At 61.0% G+C, this 18,683-nt stretch carries 14 protein-coding genes and 3 pseudogenes; 10 read left to right on the top strand and 7 right to left on the bottom strand.

Annotated features, from left to right (window positions below; genetic code table 11):
• Positions 1 to 72: 72 nt before the first annotated feature.
• Positions 73 to 2,505: a hypothetical protein gene (locus tag M0D69_RS15630; protein ID WP_301782868.1), complete on the bottom strand. Its 2,433-nt coding sequence runs from the start codon at positions 2,503 to 2,505 to the stop codon at positions 73 to 75.
• Positions 2,506 to 2,553: 48 nt separating this feature from the next.
• The gene (locus tag M0D69_RS15625) at positions 2,554 to 4,113 is read right to left on the bottom strand and encodes a DASS family sodium-coupled anion symporter (RefSeq protein ID WP_301782867.1); all 1,560 of its coding nucleotides are present in this window, start codon (positions 4,111 to 4,113) and stop codon (positions 2,554 to 2,556) included.
• A 171-nt stretch (positions 4,114 to 4,284) separates the two neighbouring features.
• On the opposite strand from M0D69_RS15625, the gene M0D69_RS15620 reads away from it, so the two are divergent.
• The 5 genes and pseudogenes from M0D69_RS15620 to M0D69_RS15600 form a co-directional block, all read left to right on the top strand.
• Positions 4,285 to 5,034 (top strand): GntR family transcriptional regulator, encoded by a 750-nt coding sequence (locus M0D69_RS15620; RefSeq protein WP_301782866.1) that lies wholly within the window; start codon positions 4,285 to 4,287, stop codon positions 5,032 to 5,034.
• A 100-nt stretch (positions 5,035 to 5,134) separates the two neighbouring features.
• Positions 5,135 to 5,248, top strand: a pseudogene (locus M0D69_RS15615) (IS110 family transposase); the annotation flags it as partial.
• A 46-nt stretch (positions 5,249 to 5,294) separates the two neighbouring features.
• Positions 5,295 to 5,381, top strand: a pseudogene (locus M0D69_RS15610) (IS6 family transposase); the annotation flags it as partial.
• A gap of 75 nt (positions 5,382 to 5,456) precedes the next feature.
• Positions 5,457 to 6,710: a D-amino acid dehydrogenase gene (locus tag M0D69_RS15605; RefSeq protein WP_301782865.1), complete on the top strand. Its 1,254-nt coding sequence runs from the start codon at positions 5,457 to 5,459 to the stop codon at positions 6,708 to 6,710.
• A gap of 53 nt (positions 6,711 to 6,763) precedes the next feature.
• Positions 6,764 to 6,853, top strand: a pseudogene (locus M0D69_RS15600) (IS6 family transposase); the annotation flags it as partial.
• Between the two features lie 238 nt (positions 6,854 to 7,091).
• Here the strand turns inward: M0D69_RS15600 and M0D69_RS15595 are convergent.
• The gene (locus tag M0D69_RS15595; RefSeq protein ID WP_301782864.1) at positions 7,092 to 7,823 is read right to left on the bottom strand and encodes a GntR family transcriptional regulator; all 732 of its coding nucleotides are present in this window, start codon (positions 7,821 to 7,823) and stop codon (positions 7,092 to 7,094) included.
• Between the two features lie 158 nt (positions 7,824 to 7,981).
• On the opposite strand from M0D69_RS15595, the gene M0D69_RS15590 reads away from it, so the two are divergent.
• Entirely contained in the window at positions 7,982 to 9,352 is a 1,371-nt protein-coding gene (locus tag M0D69_RS15590) for an adenylosuccinate lyase family protein (RefSeq protein WP_301782863.1), read from the top strand.
• Between the two features lie 26 nt (positions 9,353 to 9,378).
• On the top strand, positions 9,379 to 10,779 hold the full coding sequence (locus tag M0D69_RS15585; RefSeq protein WP_301782862.1) for a cation:dicarboxylase symporter family transporter: 1,401 nt from the start codon (positions 9,379 to 9,381) through the stop codon (positions 10,777 to 10,779).
• A gap of 254 nt (positions 10,780 to 11,033) precedes the next feature.
• Here M0D69_RS15585 and M0D69_RS15580 read toward each other — a convergent pair whose 3' ends face one another.
• Positions 11,034 to 12,809, bottom strand: coding sequence for an FAD-binding oxidoreductase (locus M0D69_RS15580; RefSeq protein WP_301782861.1), 1,776 nt, complete (start codon positions 12,807 to 12,809; stop codon positions 11,034 to 11,036).
• 322 nt (positions 12,810 to 13,131) lie between these two features.
• On the opposite strand from M0D69_RS15580, the gene M0D69_RS15575 reads away from it, so the two are divergent.
• From M0D69_RS15575 to M0D69_RS15565, 3 genes are all read left to right on the top strand, one after another.
• Positions 13,132 to 13,377 carry an SDR family NAD(P)-dependent oxidoreductase gene (locus M0D69_RS15575; RefSeq protein WP_301782860.1) on the top strand — a complete coding sequence of 82 codons (246 nt, stop codon included), beginning with the start codon at positions 13,132 to 13,134 and terminating at the stop codon, positions 13,375 to 13,377.
• A 728-nt stretch (positions 13,378 to 14,105) separates the two neighbouring features.
• A complete protein-coding gene (locus M0D69_RS15570; RefSeq protein ID WP_301782859.1) occupies positions 14,106 to 14,744 on the top strand; it encodes an integrase in 639 nt (212 codons plus the stop codon).
• The gene (locus tag M0D69_RS15565) at positions 14,741 to 15,352 is read left to right on the top strand and encodes an RES family NAD+ phosphorylase (protein WP_301782858.1); all 612 of its coding nucleotides are present in this window, start codon (positions 14,741 to 14,743) and stop codon (positions 15,350 to 15,352) included. Before M0D69_RS15570 ends, M0D69_RS15565 begins: the two co-directional genes overlap by 4 nt.
• A 322-nt stretch (positions 15,353 to 15,674) precedes the next feature.
• Here M0D69_RS15565 and M0D69_RS15560 read toward each other — a convergent pair whose 3' ends face one another.
• The 3 genes from M0D69_RS15560 to M0D69_RS15550 are packed head-to-tail and all read right to left on the bottom strand — an operon-like array spanning position 15,675 to position 18,657.
• Positions 15,675 to 16,697, bottom strand: coding sequence for a relaxase/mobilization nuclease domain-containing protein (locus M0D69_RS15560; protein WP_301782857.1), 1,023 nt, complete (start codon positions 16,695 to 16,697; stop codon positions 15,675 to 15,677).
• Position 16,698: 1 nt separating this feature from the next.
• Positions 16,699 to 17,241 carry a plasmid stabilization protein gene (locus M0D69_RS15555; RefSeq protein WP_301782856.1) on the bottom strand — a complete coding sequence of 181 codons (543 nt, stop codon included), beginning with the start codon at positions 17,239 to 17,241 and terminating at the stop codon, positions 16,699 to 16,701.
• A 9-nt stretch (positions 17,242 to 17,250) separates the two neighbouring features.
• Positions 17,251 to 18,657, bottom strand: a complete 1,407-nt coding sequence (locus M0D69_RS15550; protein WP_301782855.1) for an LPD7 domain-containing protein — start codon at positions 18,655 to 18,657, stop codon at positions 17,251 to 17,253.
• Between the last annotated feature and the right edge of the window lie 26 nt (positions 18,658 to 18,683).

Genomic DNA, 18,683 nt, shown 5'->3' with positions numbered 1-18,683 from the left:
AGCTCGATGAAGTAACGGTGAATTTGCCGTCTTTCGTTCATCGTCGCTACCTGCAGAGCCATCAGCTTCACGTCAAAGCGAAGTATTTTGCGCGGGATCGTGTGCGGTTTCGAAGGTAATGAACTGAGCGGATGACCAGACTTTGCTATCGTCCCGTTGCCGACCAAAGAGGTAGACCGGCCGAAAACCAAACGGCGAGTTCAGCGGCGCAATCTCCAGGCTGCCGGACAGATCCGCCGGCAATGGCTTATCGGTCAGACGCTCCAGCGCCACGAACAGATCTGTCCCACCGAGCTCGTGCCTCGCCGCTCCCTGTGCGAGCAACTCGGCACCACTGATTTCCCAGCGAAACACTGGTGCATGGGCAAACGGATTGCCTTGCAGGGGATCGCCCACCTTCACGAAACTGTCGATAGTCCCTTCGACCACAATGCGGGCGTTCGCGAGATTGCTGACATCGATTTCGACACTGTCGGCGTCGCCGTAGGTATCGCTGTGGAATTCGATGTCAGTCGTGCCCGTGCGCCACGCGGCTTCCTCGACGTGTTCGAAACCCGAGGCTCCGAAGTTGTTGATGGTGCCGTTGACAATGCGGATACGCCCCCGCCAGGAAGCCCAGCGATAGCGGTCGCGAATGCGCGCACCACCCCATCGCACGCGAATCAGCCGCGCCGAGTAGCCCAGTTCCTCGTGCAGGTTGCGCTCCCAGACCAGACCCGAGTGGTCGAACGCTGCTACGTATTCCCAACCGGCACGGCCAAGGAGGCGGTAGTCGAGCATGGCCGGTCCGCGATGCTCGAACGCATCGCCCTGCCAGTGTTCGCCGCAACGAACGAGCGCGGCGCTGTGCTCACCGGTTGTCGCCCATGTACGGCGCGCCCGCAGCGCACGACCCACAGCTTTTCGGTCGAGCGTGTCGGACAGCACGCCGGTCAACCCGCCGTGCACGCCGAACACCTGTACGCCGGGCGCACCACCGGCCGGTCTGCCGCGATGTTCGTCGCCGCTCGCCGCGACGCCGAGTTGATAGCCGCGTGCAATCACGTCGCGGTATAGCCAGTCAAAGTGACCCCAGCTCGAGGCGATCTCGACCAGCCGTTCGAGTTCCGGGTGATGCCAGTCGGGAATGTACCGGCGCCCTCCAACGTGCGGCATGATGAGATGATGCTCGGCGTCGCCGACATACGCGTCCCACAGCTCTTCGACCGGCCAGCGGCCCAGTTCGACGGTGCTGCCCTTCATGTCCTCGTTCCACACCAGTGTCCGGTTATGTTCGCCACGGGCGTTGTACGGGAATCCTGGCGGCTCGTTGCCGAGAAAGACGACATTGTGATCACCGCCCGCCGTCGAACTGCCGCACCACTCCTGAACGGGATAGACCACGAAGCGCCCTGCCTCGTTGAATTGTTCGACGGTATCCACGCCGAGTTTCCAGTTGGCATCGGTGATCTGGAAATCGTTAGCGGTGTACCCCAGCACGTCGATGCCACCGATGTCGCGCGCGTACGCAGCGTTGTAGGCTGGACTGTTGGTGCCGACCGTGTCGTGTGCATGAACATGTAGATCGGCATACAGTGAGCGCGCGACCGGAAAGCTATCGTCGATCGTTAGATAGACTTCCGCCGCGCGCACTTGATGAAGCACGGGCGCGTCTACGACAATGCGCAACCTGCCCTCCGCGCTCGGCAGGTCATCCAGCACGCAAGTGGCCCAGCCCAGCTCGGGCAAGTCCAGTTCGCGGTTATAGACGAGCTGATCGCGACTGTCGTAGGCGAGCACTCGCAACTGCCCGCCGACAGCGCGGCACGCGTTGCCCCATCGATCCAGCAACGACACGCGGAACGGCGCGGCATGCCCCGGGCGCACAAAGCGCGGCCCGTTCAGCAGGATTTGCGACGCAGCGCCTGCGTGAATATCGATCACGATGTCGCCCGGAACGGCCACGAAGCGCGACGTGCCGAGTGGGTCGACATAAAACCGAAACCGGAACTGATCCTCAACGAAAGTCTGAACACGCGTGCCCGGACCACGGCGCCGATCGCCCAGGCGAATCACGATATGATCTCCGGCGTTGAGATAGCCGTCGGCCACGTCGACGATCACCGCCTTCTGGAACGGCCGCTCATGACCTTTCTGGTCGAAGCGCACATTCAACGACTGGACCGTCGCGGGACTCTGGCCCGGCGCAAGCGGCGCCGCGTGATATTCCGCGCTGATAAAGTTGGCCGCAGTGGCATCGCTCGTCTGAAACAGCGCCCAGTCTGAGTAGAACTTGAATGTCGCCTTGAGCCACGCGCCATCGGCGATACCGGAAGCACCGACCTCGTAGTCAAGCACGATCTCGTTCCAACTGCCCGCCTCCAGATGCGTGACGTTACAGCTCACGCGTCCGGCAAAGGGTAACGCCTTATGGCGCTCATACAGTCCCGCGGGGGCAACGTGCCGCCCGAGGCGCTCGCGCAGCGCAACGCCCGCGGCTTCCATGGTTTGCTGTTCTTCACTCATTTTGTGATGCCTCTCAATACTGGTTTCGGTTTCTCGAGCAAACGCAAGTCAATGCGCAAAGGGCCACGGCGCAGCCGGGTTCCATACCGGTACGCCAACGTACGCATACCAGGGCGCCATAACGAAGATGCCATAGACAATCGCGATGAGCACCGAGACAACGCCAACCTTCGCGTAGTCCGCCGTCGTGAACGTACCGCTGCTGTACGCAATGACGCCGGCCGTGATTTGCGTGGGCAGCAGGTAAGCGAAGCTGTCGGTGTCGCTAACCAGCAGAGTGAACGCGACCGGATGCAGACCGAGGCGCGGGGCGAGCGCCAGCGCAATCGGAGCAATCATCGTGACAGCGGCTACGTTCGACAACATACCGATCCGGATCACGTGAGTGGCGACCATCACGATCGCGAGGATGAGCCACCACGCATAGCCGTGTGCAACCGTGTAGATGTGATCCGCAACCCACTGCGCGAGTCCCGAACCGCTGATGGCCGCAGAAAGCGACAGCGCACCGCCAAGCAGGAACAGCGTGCCCCAGATCGTGCGGTTCTGTATCTCCTTCCAGCTAAAGCGCAGCACGCCCGGCGCGAACATCAGCGCAAGCCCGATCAGCGCGACGATTTCGGACTGCAAGCCGTGCAAGGGTTCGGTTGCCCACATCAACGCGACGAAGGCGAACACGGCAAGTACCGCGCAGTCGTTCCGGGCCGCGGGCGGTAGCTTGCGCCGCTCATTGACGATGGCCTGGCGGCCGCCGGGAATCGCCACTGCGCGCGCCTTGAAGTAACGTTGGACCCAGAACTGCGTCAGCACGAACATACCGAGATAAGGCCATTGCAGCGTGAACCACGTGAAATACGACAGCCGGATCCCGAGCTGCTTCTCCAGCAGGCCGGAGACGACCATATTCGGCAGGTGCGCGGTAAGAATGCACATGCCACCGATCATCGAGCCGTAGACGAGCGTCTGAATGACGATGGCCTTCTTCGCATCACGCTCGCGCGCACTATTGCCGAACAGTCCGACGATGCCGTTGGTCACCGGCAGCAGCGCCGCAGCCCGCGCATTGGCTGCGGGAACGACGAGTGACAACACGAAGTTGACAGCGAACATGCCCCAGATCACACCATTTGCCGTGCTCGCTTTGAACCTGTCGAGCAGGAAAAGCGCGATGCGCCGGTCGAGACCGGCCGCCTGCATGATGGCGGAGAACAGGAACGCTACGAGGCATAGAAACACTACAGGCGCGGCAAACCCGCTCGCCGCCTTGGGGAAAGGCGTGACCGCATGGGAGAGAACCAGCAGCATCGGAACGAGTATGCCGCTCACGCCGACCGGAATCGCCTCGACGATCCACACGATGGCCACCCACGCCACGACCGCCAACGTAGCCTTTCCCTGCGCCGATAGGCCCTGCGGTGTCGGCATCAACCAGGCAATGGCAAAGAAACATAGCCACGCGAGCACGAAACCAGCACACGCCTTTAGCGCTACTCGCGGCGCGTGCATGCGCCCTGCCTCGTTCCCTCTTGCTGCGGTGGTCGCGGCGCCCGAGGTCGGCGTCGGGCTCTCTCGTTCCAGCGGCGGATTGCCCGATGTGTCGCTCGTCACTTCCCAATTCCCCCTCATTCGGTTTTAATGCGACGGTCGCTCGACGACCAGAGAGTTGGCATAATACGTATTAATACAAGTTGTCGATCTAACGCGTTTTCACATCGATATCGGAATTTGTGGAAAGGACCGCGTCGGTCAGCATCCTGCTTCGAGGAAACAAAGCAAGTCATGACACTGATTCGTGAAAACGTCACGTCGCTCTACGAACAGATTGCCGAGACGCTGCGTGAGGAGATCGAGCTCGGCAGTTACGAGCCCTCGGGAAAGTTGCCGTCAGAGGCTGAACTGAGCGAGCGTTTTGACGTAAGCCGTGTGACCGTGCGGCTTGCCATCGGCAAGCTGGCGGCCGAAAAACTCGTCGACCGAAAGCAAGGCAAAGGGACGTTTGCCACCGCAAAGCGGTTGCAGCACCGGTTGGATGTATTGCGTGGGTTTTACGACTCCCTCGCACGGCAAGGCGTCGAACCGCACATGGCACTGCTGCGCATGCAGGAACGAGATACCCCTGCTGCGCTGCGAGGCGTGTTCGGCCCGGATGTACGAACTTGTGTGTATATCGAACGACTGCACTCAGTCGGAGGTGAACCCGTCGCGCTCGCGCAAACCTATCTGTTACCGGAAGCACGGACTGTCTCGCGTGAGCAGGTAGCCAACACCCCATCGTACGAGATACTGGAATCGCTGCCTGGATGGCATATCGAGCGCGCCGACATGTCGATCAGTGCCGCTGCGGCGTCCGCTGACATCGCTCGCTGCCTCGCGGTTTCCAAGCACGCTCCGTTACTGGTGATGAAACGCACGACGTACCTCACCAATGGGCGCGCATGCGAATCAACGGTATTCCACATTCGTCCTGAGCGTTACGAATTCATCGTCAGCAACCCCATGAGCGCCATGCTGGTCGCCGGGAATCGATAAGTGCGGCTAAGCAGTTGCTTCCAGTGCCGCGCATCCCGACTGTGAACCAGGTTTCATTCAGCGTCAGTTCACAGGCCGGGATGAGGGCTAGCTGATCGGGCTGCGCCATCAGGTAAAACAGGTATCGGGAAAGTCCGTCAAAGCGTTTAACATTGGCAACAAGAACGATGTAGCAGATGCAGCCGCAACTGGTGGAGTTCCACACCATGCAGATTGACAGTTAGCGCGCCTTGCTCACCGAATACGGCGAAGTGATGAGTATGCACATGATCGCCAAAGGACAGATGAAATGTGCCCGAGGAACCCATCGGACCTGCGCCGATCAATTCTACGACCTTGCAACATAAGCAGCGCTTTGCATAGCGATCAAAATTGCTGTGCGCTCTTCACTGCGACAAAACCCCTTTTTGCGGGAGACTTTGATGCGAATTCTGATTCTTGGAGCAGGCGTGGTCGGTGTCACAAGCGCGTGGTATCTGGCGCGCGCCGGCCACGAGGTGGTGGTGCTTGATCGCCAACCCGCCGCGGCGCTCGAAACCAGCTTCGGCAACGCCGGCCAGATTTCACCGGGCTACGCGTCGCCGTGGGCCGGGCCGGGCGTACCCGCCAAGGCCGTCAAATGGCTACTGCAGAAGCATCCGCCACTGTCACTCCAGCCGGACGGCACCTTGTTTCAGGTGCAATGGCTCACACAGATGCTGGCTAACTGTACTAAAAGGCGCTATGCCGTCAACAAGGCGCGCATGGTCCGGCTTGCCGAATATAGCCGCGACTGCTTCATGACGCTACGCAACGATACCAATATCACCTACGAAGGTCGCCAGCAGGGCACGCTGCAAGTCTTTCGCACGCAAAAACAAATGGACGGTACCGCCAAAGACATCGACGTTCTGAAGGAAATGGGGGTGTCTTATGAGTTACTGTCACGCGACGAACTGGCTCGTGCCGAACCGGCGCTTGAGGGCTCGAAGGATAAGCTGGTCGGTGGCCTGCGTTTGCCAGGCGATGAAACCGGCGACTGCCATGTGTTCACCACCAAACTGGCCGAGATGGCGCAAGCGCGACACGTGCAGTTCCTGTTCAAGCGCAGTATCGATGGCCTGGTAGTCGAAGGCGGCATGCTAAAGGGTGTACGTTCCAACGGCGAAACATTGACTGCAGACGCTTGTGTTGTGGCACTGGGCAGCTATTCCACCGCACTGCTGCGCGGCTTGGTTAGCATTCCGGTCTATCCCGTCAAGGGCTATTCAATCACCGTGCCGATTACCAGCGCGGCGCAGGCACCCGTCTCGACCATCCTCGACGAAACCTACAAAGTCGCGATCACCCGCTTTGAGGATCGAATTCGCGTGGGCGGCATGGCCAATCTGGTGGGCTTCGACAAGGAACTGCACGGCACCCGGCGCGAGACGCTGGAATATGTCGTCACCGACCTTTTCCCGCATGCTGGCGACGTGACCCAAGCCAGCTTCTGGACTGGCCTGCGGCCTATGACCCCAGACGGCACGCCGATTATCGGCCCGACGGCGATCACCGGCCTATGGCTTAATACCGGCCACGGCACTCTGGGCTGGACCATGTCCTGCGGTTCGGGACAACTGCTCGCGGATTTGATGTCGGGCACAACGCCGGCGATTGCCGCAGACGATTTTGCGGTCAGTCGTTACAAGAACTGACACTAACCGGACAGGCAACAGGGTTGCGCGATCTTGACTGCAGGACCTGCTTGGTGGAATCGATGCACATGATCGCCAAGGGGCAGATGCACAACAACTGCGCCCGACAGACTCCCTCCGAGCAGTTCTATTCCTTGTACAAAGGGGCGCTATGTAAAGCCTATGTAAAGCTTTGCATAGCGATCCGTTTCTATCATTCGGCGTTGTATCGTCAACGTCTGCTCCAAGCGGTCAGGCGGACTCTGAGCATCGGCGCTTCACACTAGTCGAGCCGCACCTTTCGGGTCAAATTAGAGCAACCTGCTGGTTGACACGAGATCGATCTGCGACCGCATGGTCAATCTGCGCAGCCGATTGAGCTACCCGATGCGGCTTGCGGCCTCAACTGTCTGAGCGCTTGAGCCGCATCGAAACGGAAAAGCGTTCTGCCGGATGTACGCTGATCGACACCTCGAACATCTCGCCTGCAGCGTCCAAATATCTTCGTACGATTTCGAGGGCGGCCGTTCCCATCGCCACCTGTAAACGGTCCGCCATTTCCTGCGAGATCAACACGGCCCGAACGCCCTGCTGGATCTCCGCTATACACCGGCCGTAGCGCGCCTCGATTAGCGAACTGATCAGCGTGTCCGGTTGCGTGCGCGCTGTCTGCGCGACTTCGGTGTATGCCGGATCGATATACACATCGGTCCAGCCGACCGGCGGACTTTCGTTGTTTGCGTCGATGCGCAGACTCGAAACACGTAGCCAGTGCGTCCCGTTGGGGCATTGCAGGGTCTTGGCGAGCTTACCCGTTGCAACGACCTCCTCGGTCGACTGCACGAGCCGCAGGTGCTCGGAGCCGAACTGCACGAGATCGTCCACCGATGCGAGCGACGGCCGAAAGTCGTTTCTCGGCTGCGCCGATTCGACACGCGTTCCCGCGTTCTTGCGCCGTGAAACGAACCCAAGCTGCTGCAACTCGTGCAGCGCTGCGCGAACCGTATGCCGGCTCGTCTGGTAGTGGTCGCGCAGTTCCAACTCGGTCGGCAGATACGAGCCGACCGGATAGTGGCCGGACGCAATGCCCTCAGTCAAGTCGCGGGCGATATCGGCGAAGTGCGGTCTGTTCATTTCTGTGGCGATACGGTGGATTTGTCGGGGCTAGGGTAAATCATATCTTGCTTGATATGTCCGAACATATTAATTTATATATGTCCGGACATATTGCCAAATGGCGAATGACTCCAGCCCCCTTTTACGCCGGTTTCCTGCAAATTCAAGAGGTCGTCATGACGAGTCGCACTATCCCCATGGCCAGCACAGTGGTCGATTCCATCCTGTTTCGCGATGCGTTCGGTACCGCGAAAATGCGCGCGCTATTTTCGGACTACGCCCTCGTGCAGCGCTACATTGATGTAGAAGTCGCGCTGGCGAAGGCCGAAGCGCAAGTCGGCGTGATTCCGGCGCAAGCAGCGGAAGTGATCGCCCGTGAATCGACGATCGATCGGATCGATTTCGATCACATGCGGGAAGAAACCGACATCGTCGGCTACCCGATCCTGCCGCTTGTACACCAGCTCGTCCACATGTGCGGCGACGCAGGTCACTACGTCCATTGGGGGGCGACGACGCAGGACATCATGGATACGGCGGTGTCGCTACAGGTGCGCGATGCGCTCGACGTGATCGACGGCGACATCCGCGAACTGCGTGCGATTCTGGTGGATCTCGCGAAGAAGCATCGCGATACGCCGATGGCGGGGCGCACCCACTTGCAACAGGCACTGCCGGTCACGTTCGGCTACAAGGTGGCGATCTGGCTCGCCATGTTCGACCGGCACCAGCAGCGCCTCGCAGAACTGCGTCCCAGGGTGGCCGTCGTTGAATTTGCGGGCGCCGCGGGCACGCTCGCTTCGCTTGGCGACAAAGGTTTCGAGGTCCAGAAGGCCATGGCCGACGAGTTGAAACTCGGCGTGCCCGCGACCACGTGGCACGTGGCACGTGATGGTTTCGCCGAAGCGGTGAACCTGCTCGCACTCGTGACAGGCTCGCTCGGCAAGATCGCACTCGACATCATGATCATGGCATCCACCGAGTTCGCCGAAGTGTACGAGCCGTTCGTCAAGGGGCGCGGGGCCAGCAGCACGATGCCACAAAAGCGCAATCCAATTTCGAGCGAACTCATGCTCGCCGCGGCGAAAGCCGTGCGTCAACACGCGGGCCTGATGGTCGACGCGATGATCCAGGACTTCGAGCGCGCCACCGGCCCGTGGCATGCGGAATGGATCGCGATTCCCGAGAGCTTCATCCTGTCAGCGGGCGCGTTGCATCAAGCGAAGTTCGCGCTGGGCGGGCTGATCGTTGACACCGAGCGCATGAAACACAACCTCGGCATCACCAAAGGGCTAATCGTCGCCGAGGCGGTAATGATGGGCATGGCGCCATTCACCGGCCGCCAGCAAGCTCACGACATTGTGTACGACGCCTGCCGCACCGTGAACGAGAAAGGCGGCACGCTCGCTGAAGCGTTGGCAGCCCTACCCGAAGTCACGACGCACTTTGATCGCTCAGCGATCGATCGAATGACCGATCCCGCGAACTATCTCGGCCTCGCGCCGCAAATGGTTGACCGAGCCGTCGAATTGTCCAGCGACATCTAAGGCAAAGGCGTGGAGGAGCACACATCATGAACAACGATATCGCATCGAACGAAGCGTCGAACGTTCCACCGCCCAAAAGGCTGCCGTGGTACCGCAAGCTGGGTATGCAGGTGTTGGTAGGACTGGTTCTCGGCATTGCCGTCGGACTGGTTTTCCCCAAGTTTGGCGCACAGCTCAAAGTGCTGGGCGACATCTTCTTGTCGCTCATTAAGGCCGGTGTCGCGCCGCTGGTGTTTCTCACCATCGTGCATGGCATCGCGTCGGCCGGTGACATCAAGAGCGCAGGCCGAGTCGGATGGCGCTCGATCGTCTATTTTGAAGTGGTTTCGACCATTGCCTTGATGGTCGGACTGCTGGCCGGCAATCTGCTGCAAATTGGAAAGGGCATGACGGCCGTCGCCGTCGGATCGGCACCGCCGGCAGTGGGGAAGACCGCGCCACATGGCTTTGTCGACTTCGTCATGCATATCGTGCCGGACAACTTCATCGGCGCGTTCGCGAAGGGAGAACTGCTTCAGGTGGTCGTGCTTGCGGTGATGGTCGGTATCGGCATCCTCGCGATTCCAGAAGGACGCCGTGTCAGGATCAACGAAGGACTCGATCTCGTGTCGGAAGTGCTGTTCTCGTTCATCAACCTGGTGATGAAGCTCGCGCCCCTCGGCACTTTCGGCGCGGTCGCTTACTCGGTGGGCAGCAATGGAACAGCCGTGCTGATCGCGCTCGCTCAACTTGTGCTCAGCTTCTATGCGGTCGTGGTGCTGTTCATCGGCGTGGTGATGGGGATCATCGCGAAGCTGGCAGGCTTCAGTCTCTGGCGGTTCCTGCGCTACATCAAGGACGAGATCCTCATCGTGCTGGGTACCGCTTCATCCGAAAGTGCGCTTCCGCGTCTGCTGATCAAACTCGAAAGGCTTGGCTGTGCCAAGCAGACGGTTGGTCTCGTGTTGCCCACCGGATATGCATTCAATCTCGACGGGACGTCACTGTTCATGTCGATGGGCGTGCTGTTCATCGCTCATGCGTACGATGTGCCGATCACGCTCGAGCATCAGATTGGCCTGCTGTTGCTGATGCTGCTCACATCCAAAGGCGCGGCCACGGTTTCGGGTGGATCATTCGTCGTGTTTGCGGCGACGGTGACTTCGACCGGCATCCTGCCCGTTGAAGGGGTCGCGGTGATCTTCGGTGTGTACCGCTTCATGTCAATGGCCATTGCCACCTGCAACACGATCGGCAACAGCCTCGCGACGGTCGTGATTGCGAAGTGGTCGCGCACGTTCGATGCGCAAGTTGCCGAGCGCCATCTCTATCCGGAGCGCCATCCGGTCACGGCACAGGCTGATGAAGGTCTCGCGGATGGTAACTTACTCCCCGAGGACATCAGCGATGCGAATCCGCACCCGAGCGGTATCGTCATGAAAAACTAGGGCACCACGTGATGATCTGTTCTGTTGCCCCCCAAGCGCCCGCTGGAGGCTTCGCGTTTCAGCGCTGCACTGTGACGAGCTGTCCTTTGCGCACACTGCGGCCGTGCGCAGTGGCCGCAGGAGCAGCCATTCCTGTGTAGTTCTCAAACGTCGCAAGGTGCCCGGTCTCGGTCCGCAAGCCAGCCGAGCACGATGCAAGGCGGTCATTGCGTGCGTCAGAAAGCGAGTTTTAGCTTAAATTTAAGTTATCAGCCTCATCCGAACCTCGTGAAACCATCGGCGCTCCAGCGTTCGCTCCCTACGCCGTGATGAACGAAGAACAAACCATCGGGATCGTACCGATCTTTAACGGCGAGGAGCCTCCTGTAATTCGAGCCCCAGAAGGACCGCTGCCAGTCGACCTCGAAGAAATTGCTTTCGGAGACGTAAGAACCGGGGTCCGGAACCAGCTTGCGCACTTCGTCCATTGCGCGTCCGATGGACCGCGCGTGCCTGCGCGCCAACTCGGTGTCGGGCTCATGGCCCTGAATGCCCGGATAGGCGGGCGGCCCCTCCGCCCCGGCGATAAGCAACGCGAAGGCGTCCAGCACGGCCGGGTTCGTGGCGGTGTCCCTCGCCGCAGCGACGGTCTCCGCCGGCGCGCCCGCCAAGCCCTTGTTGACGTGCAGCGACACGCTCCATTGGCGGGTCGCGGCAAACAGCGTGTCGGCGAGCAATTGACGCTGGTCATCTTGTAGCAAGGCCGCAGGAAGCCACGCGGACTCGTAGCCGTGCAGCACTTGTCCCGCCTCTTTCCGATTCCCCGTCCAGAAGACATTGTCCTTGGGTGCGCCCGACCGGTCGTCGGTGCTGATGAAGCCGAGGAGTTTCTTGAACAGGTTCGGCGCCCAGAAGCTACGGGCCGAGATGGCGACGATCTTCAGTGGCGAGAATTCAACCTTGAAATCGTCCGGGGCTGCGGCAAGCGTATCCATGAACGGTTGCCAGACCGCTTGCGCTTCGCTGCGGCTGAGCCCCTGAAACACCATTGCGATCTTGAGGACGTTGTCGTGGCGCAGCGTGATCTGTTCGCCCCAGTGCGGATTCAGCAGGTTCTGGTGATAGAAGTCGACGATCACGCCAATCAGCCGGCGGAACGCAGGCGCCGATGTGGCCTTGATCGTCATGTTCACCGCGCCGAAGGTCTCAGGCAATTCGTGGACGCGTAGCGTCAGCCGCGTGAGCACGCCGAGGCTTCCGCCACCACCGCCTTTCAGCGCCCAGAACAAGTCGGGATTCGTGCAGGCATTGGCGATTCGAACGACGCCATCCGCGGTGACGACTTCGGCTTCGAGTAGGCTTCCCGCCGCCAGTCCGTAGGCTTTCGAAAAGCTGCCGAACCCGCCGCTCTGGACGAGGCCTGCCACGCCGACCGTCATGCAGCCGCCGCCTTGCACATAACCGCCCGCCTGCGTGGTGACCGCGTCATAGACGTGCGCCCAGAGCGCGCCGGCCCCGACCGTGACTGCTCGCACCGGCAAGGCGTGTCCCTCGCATCCCTCACCAACAAACGCGTCCTGCAGGGTGATGTCGTTCATGTTTCGCGTCCAGACCAGCAGAGAGTCCGGCGCATTCGAAGTGCCTTGATAGCTGTGGCCGCCGCCCTTCACCACGAAGCGGAGATTGTTCCGGCGTGCGAAGTTGACAGCGGCGACGACGTCGTTCGTGTTGCGGACAGCCACCGCGTAGACGCTGGGCATCGATGTCCACGCATCTACCCAGCCGAGGGCCTGCGTCAGGCTCACCTCGTCGCCGAGAAAATAGGGATTCTTGAGTTCCTCGAATAGCTGCCTGCAGTCGTCACTATCGGGCGAGTTCAGGCAAGTCACCAAGGGCGATTGCACTTTGACCAGTGCATCGCCGACTTGCTGGCTGAGTTCGTTCCACTGCGTCTCGGACGGCCAGCCCGGATCGCCCGGACGCACGCGAGCAAACGCACCGGATGCCCCCGCTTGCGCCGATGCGAGCCTCTGTTTCCAAGCCCCAGACAAAAATGTGAGTCCAACTGCGAATTGCAAAAGACGTCGTCTTTTCGGGGACGTGGTTTCGTTTGAAGGTTTCATTGATACGTGTGAAATCTCAATGTGGTCGCCACTCGGATGACTGAGAAAACAGCAGAACACTTCGAATAATGGAGCGACTGGAAGACGTGGTCTAACGTGTCAAAATGATCAGGTTCTACCGATCGGTAACGGACGGCATGCGGCGGACGGCATGCGGCACTGTGTGGCGGTTGATCGCCGTCAATGGCCAAGTCCGCGAAACGGTGTTCCGGCACGAACCCCTCGTGTTTGACGGTGATGCTGTTGCTGGATGAACCGAACAGACCCGTGGCCTGATATGGTACATGGCATCAACGTCGATGTGACCGACCGCCCCGGGACCGTGCGCGCCGCCGAAGAGACACTCCGCCGTTTCGGCAAGGTTCACATCTTGGTCAACAACGCCGCCGTTGGGACGATCACGGGGTTGGCCGACGCGACGTTTGATGATTGGCATTGGGCAACGAGCGTCAACATTGATGCGTCTTCAATGGTATCAGGGCGTTCCTCCCTTTGATCCGTGCCCATGGCGAGGGTGGTCACATCGTTAGCACATCCTCGATGGGGGGCTCGTCGTAGCCGGCGACGCCCGTGACCAGGACTTGTTTGGGACGGGAATCGCAAAAACCCCGGAATGGCTCGTGCAAAAGCAATCTTGAAGGGTGAGTGCAAATGGAGCGTGCGAGCGGTGAGCCGTCGTATTGCCGGCCATCCCAAGCAAGCTAAGAGCATAGTTATCCAATCTGCATCACAACCATTTCGGCTCTCTTTGTGTCTCAGCCTAGACAAGCTGACAGCGTCGCGCGAGCCCGTTCGCCCACTCTACCGGTTGGCCCAGCCAAATGCCGATGTCCGCCATCGCCAGGCGGCCCTGCGTGACCCACGGCCGTCGTGGCGTTTGCGCTTTTCAGAATATGATCGGCCCGCTCGGCAATGCGAGCATGCGGAACGGTGACCACGGCCGCTAATTTATGTCGCCGTTTGCGTCCGCATTGAGACTCGGAAGCTGTCCGAGTTGCCGGCCACTGGGTGGGAGGGGAGCCCAAGTGGCCGTATTTTCTGGATGACGGAATACGCGACTCAGAAAGACGCGCGTGCGCTTGCGGTTGACGGCATTTGATATTTGCAAGGCTCACTCGGTACCTCCTTTGACGAAGTACCAGCGATATTGGCTAGTTTACAAAGTTGACAAATACGACATTTGCGACTATATTATGAGGCCTAGAGATTAGTCTGGAGAACGCCATGTCAGCAACGACTTCGTTCGTGGGGGCGGATTGGCCGGACGTCACACTTGAAGAAGTGCATCGCTTCGAAAAAGCCGCGAAAATCACGGATCCGGAGACTTTCACCGCCCAGTTGAACGCGCTGATCCGCGAAAAAATCACTCAAGCCAAACAGGCGAAACCACGGCCGGAATCCCTTGCGGAAGTTTTTGCTCACAAGGCGCAGGCACTTCGGGCTGATACCCGCTGGAGTCCGAGCCCAACGGACATCCAGCGAGGCCGTCGCGCCCAGCTACAGGCGTTCGACGAGCCGCAGAACCTGCCGCTGGCCGAGTTCGCCCGCCTCGCGCATAAGTCACGTCAGCAGATCTACAAGGATCTTGCCTCCGAGCCGAAGCGCCTGCTCGCGCTCAGCGTCGGCTCCCGAAAACAGCGCCTGCCGGATTGGCAGCTCGATCCGGTCCGCCTACAACTGACGCAGGCGGTATTGAGCGGTGCGCCGGACATCGATGCCTGGACGCTCTTTCATACCCTCTCGGAACCGCTCGAGGTCCTGCGCGATCAGGCGCCCGTTGAAGTCGTGACCCGCACCAGCGTCGACGAGGTCACCAGTGCCGTCCTTAACGCCCTTGGCATTCACGCCCGAGGGAAAGCTTGAGTCCGGTCCTGCCCTTCGTGATACTTCCTGCCGGCACACTGCTACAGCACGTCAGCCGGACGCCTTACCGGGATACCCCTCTTCACTTTGGTCGTAGCCGCGTCAACCGATACGATGCCCCGGATGGCACATACGGCGTGCTTTATCTCGGGCCGGACCTTGCCACAGTCCTGATGGAATCGGTGTTTCATCAGCATCAGTGGCATCGCCGGAAAACCCGCACCATGACCATGGCCGAAGTACAAGGCCGGGTCGTGCGCGCGGTGGGCGTCATGGACGATATCAGGCTGTTCGATCTGACTGCACCCGGTGTCATGGTCCAGCACTTCGGCCTGAATCTCGAACAGTTATCATCGCGCCGTTACGTGCATACACAGCGCATATCGCACACCGTCTACGGCTTCACAGATGATGCACAGGCATCGTTGTTCGATGGCCTTGTCTATCCGTCCCGCAACAATTTTCCCGCGATCTGCATTGCATTGTTCGAGCGTGCACGGCCTAAGGTCGACGCTGTCGCAGACATCGACCTGGCGGATCATGTCGACTGGCCAGCATTCGTGACCACCTATCGTCTGGGCATCATTCCGGACATAAAGGCGCGCTGAAGTGCCATCGGCAGCCTCCACAGCAAATGATCATCTGCCGCGCGATCGCTCCGTTCTTCCGGCGCTTACTGAACTGGGTTCTTCAAGTGTGTTGGAACAGCGCGACGGGCTACATTGTCCGCTGCCAAAAACGGGGGCACTCAATGGCAACATACCTTGAACTGAAAGCCCAGGCTGAAACGCTTCTGCGGCAGGCCGAAGAGGCACATCTGGCCGGCCTGCAGTTCGTCCAGTCGCATAGCATGCGGTTTAGCTTGCCCACCATCGAGACCAAGTACTCGACCGAAACATCGCCAACAATAAGGTGGAGGCTTCTTGCGCGTCAGCGCTCGACGGCAGGGCCCCACTCCCCGGGCTTCGGACCGTGATCGAGCGCCGACCGGTCTTGAACCTCGCGCGGTGCGGTGCGCGAACGTCCCGCCTCGGGTCTGTCCCGCTGAACGGGCATCGCCCACACGAAATTCACGACCTCAATCGCCATCTTCCGGTCCTCAAGCAAGTGCGACCTAGCCATCGCCCGCGCCACCTCGCGCCACGCGGCAAACACACCGCCCTGAGCTTGCCATCCGGCACGCCGCTGCGTGTCATTCGCGACGGCACGCCAGTAGCGGGGTGCCTCCCCACGCGCGGCCATATGCACAACCGCCTGCTTCGGGTACCGCTGGGTCACCCCCCGTGTGAGCCGTGAAGTCGCGTTCGCCTCCACCCCGTGCGCGCGCAAGCGTTCGGCAAACCGCTCCCGCCAGCGCTGCAGATCGCGCTTGTACAGGTGCAAGCGCCGGCCATCCGGCCCCCTGACCTGCACGCACAGATGCACGTGTGGGTGTGCCTCGTCATCATGTGCGGCAAACACGTAGGCACGGCCATCGCCAAACTCCAGGCGCGCGAAATCCCTCGCCGCATCACGCACAGCCCGACGCTCCGTTCCCGGTGGCATGGACAGCACGATATTGAAGGCCTCGCGGCGCGCACTCTTTTCCGGGATGCCCCAACCGCCCAGTTGCCACGCATCGGCAAGATCACCCAATGCATGTGCGCCGACGATGATCTGCCCGTCCTGATCCTCCAGCTCAACTTGGCCGCTGCGCGAGATGTAGCGCAGGTGCTGGCGCACCGCCCCCATGCCCTGCGTGCTCGACGCCTTGTTGGCGATCTTGACCATAACTTCCGGCGCTCGCTTGAGCGTGCGGGCGAGCTGCGCGCGCATTCGCGCTGCCTGCGCTGCCTCATCGCCCAGACGCGCACCGGATAGCCGAGGCGCACCGACGTGCCTGAGCGGCGCGTGAAAGAGGCGATCGCCCCAGTTAAGAAGCATCGCATCGATGTAGATTTTCGGATACGACATGCTATCGACTCCAGCGATCGAGGTTGGCGCGCACGAGCGCTGCCACTGCGCGTAGATGAGCATCGAGCTCTTTCTTCATTGCTGCGAGCTGCTGCTGGTCGACGGCGTCGGTGCATCCAGCCACCCGCGCGCCGTCCCGGGCGATGCAGCCCAGCAACCTGCCGATCGACGCGAGTTGCTGGTTCGATGTCGCGAGCAGCATCATTTCATGTTCGCCGAACTGTGGCTCGTCTGTCAGATGCGCACGAATTAGCGCGACGATCCACCGGTTTTTCTTGAATCCCAACGCAGCGGCACGCTGTTCCACTGCTGTCAGTTCGGTCGTGGTCAACCGGATTGCGACGCGCTCCCGATGTTCCCTAACGACCGTCCAACGCACGGAAGATTCTGGCATCGCGTCGTGCAAGGCAGCGTCGCCCAGCATGGCCTCAAAAATCAGTTGCCGCGCGCCCGCGGCAGGCGTCAGACCGTGCCGCGCGCACCAACGGTCCCAGTGGGGCTTCGCCTCTCCCAACTCGATGTACAGATGCGCACGGGTTCTCACGGCTTACCCTCACAGCGGCGGCGCTGACGGCTCAGACAGTGCGCGCTCGATCTCACGGCTGGCGGCGCGATCCGGCGCATTCGGGGCGTGGCGGCCCCGGACGGATGGAGCCAACGGATCAAAAACCCTCGGCGGTGGGATCCGGACGCCTTCGGCGTGAAATGCATCGATCATCCGTTCCGCGTGCCGCTCCACACGGGAAATCGACCGTTCGCTAAACCCTTGCGCACGCATTGCCGCAACGATCACCGCCAGTTGCATCGCGCGCTGCGCGGTCACCGACTGCTCGCTTCTGCTGTGCCGCGGTGTGTGCGTCGGCGCGCGGGGTGCCCCTGACACGATCTCCCCCGGCGCCCGGTCGGCAGCCCCGTCGCGGGACGTCGATTGCACCGATCGTGTCTGTTCCGCACGCTCGACATCAATCTGCCAGGTGTTGCGGTAGGCCTCTTTTTCTTGCTGACCGATCACCCGGCCTGTGGCCTCAACCACTGGCGCCTCGACGCTCACCCGGCGCTTGCCGAGGTTCTCCAGCGTGATGCGCTCACCGAGCGCCGCCCGGGACTGCACGAGCGCGCGTTCAAGATCCGTGCCCGATACCACATGGTTCGCACCGACAGGATCCTGATACACGACATAGTCGGACTCGCTTCGTGCCGGATTGTGCTGGAGCTGGGCACCACCGTGCTCGACCCACTCGCCGCTCTCCCGGTGCGAGTCGGGTACATCATCGCGCGCGCTGCCTCGATCGTTGGCATCAAGCGGCGGTGCTGTTGTCAGCGCCGCTGCAGCCGCGGCGACGGGCAGTTCCGCGCCTACGCGACCGGAATCACCGACCTGCGGCACGGGTGGCACGGGCGGCACGGGTGGCATGTGCCGTATGTACGATGAGGGCTGCTCGGGTACGGCCGCGTCATCCGCTTGGCCGCTGCTACTGGCATCCGGCAGCTTCGCACTGCCTTCGATACGGTTGCTCAGATGTTCGCGACGCGCGTCGCTCAGTCGCGCGAGCTCTGCTGTCTTCGGCTCATAGCCGCTCACCCGGATACCGAGGAGCGTCGCCTGCAACCACGTCTCGCGGCGAAACGCCGTATGACCCGCCACGCGGATGCGCTGCCACGATTTCGCCTGCACCAGGTCCATCATCGACGTCACCACGTCGGACCGATGGTGCTCGGTGACGAGGGAGGGCCCGAGATCCTCGAAGGCGAACTGGTACGGTGCGTCCTTCACATCGAACTCACGTCGTCGGTGAGCCGCCACGGCATCGCGTGCTGCCTGCTCAAGATTGCCAACGCGCTCGCGGCTGCCAGATGAAGCGCCCGCGTCATTGGCCACGGGTGGGTCCTGCTCGATGATGTTGATCACCGGATCTTGCTGCGCAGCAGTTGCGAAAGTGGATGAAGCGCTCTCAGTCATGGTACCGCCTCGTATTGGTTTAGCCC

Origin of the sequence: Caballeronia sp. SEWSISQ10-4 2, from assembly GCF_030464885.1 — a bacterium.
Classification (GTDB): domain Bacteria; phylum Pseudomonadota; class Gammaproteobacteria; order Burkholderiales; family Burkholderiaceae; genus Caballeronia.
Note: the sequence above shows the minus strand (reverse complement) of the source record. Positions and strands in the feature narration are given on the sequence as shown.

Bases quoted from the DNA above. Each gene is read 5' to 3' on its own strand.
- M0D69_RS15560 (WP_301782857.1), bottom strand. From the start codon at position 16,697: ATGTCGTATCCGAAAATCTACATCGATGCGATGCTTCTTAACTGGGGC.
- M0D69_RS15575 (WP_301782860.1), top strand. From the start codon at position 13,132: ATGAACCGAACAGACCCGTGGCCTGATATGGTACATGGCATCAACGTC.
- M0D69_RS15570 (WP_301782859.1), top strand. From the start codon at position 14,106: ATGTCAGCAACGACTTCGTTCGTGGGGGCGGATTGGCCGGACGTCACA.
- M0D69_RS15595 (WP_301782864.1), bottom strand. From the start codon at position 7,823: ATGAACAGACCGCACTTCGCCGATATCGCCCGCGACTTGACTGAGGGC.
- M0D69_RS15585 (WP_301782862.1), top strand. From the start codon at position 9,379: ATGAACAACGATATCGCATCGAACGAAGCGTCGAACGTTCCACCGCCC.
- M0D69_RS15550 (WP_301782855.1), bottom strand. From the start codon at position 18,657: ATGACTGAGAGCGCTTCATCCACTTTCGCAACTGCTGCGCAGCAAGAT.
- M0D69_RS15605 (WP_301782865.1), top strand. From the start codon at position 5,457: ATGCGAATTCTGATTCTTGGAGCAGGCGTGGTCGGTGTCACAAGCGCG.
- M0D69_RS15630 (WP_301782868.1), bottom strand. From the start codon at position 2,505: ATGAGTGAAGAACAGCAAACCATGGAAGCCGCGGGCGTTGCGCTGCGC.
- M0D69_RS15620 (WP_301782866.1), top strand. From the start codon at position 4,285: ATGACACTGATTCGTGAAAACGTCACGTCGCTCTACGAACAGATTGCC.
- M0D69_RS15590 (WP_301782863.1), top strand. From the start codon at position 7,982: ATGACGAGTCGCACTATCCCCATGGCCAGCACAGTGGTCGATTCCATC.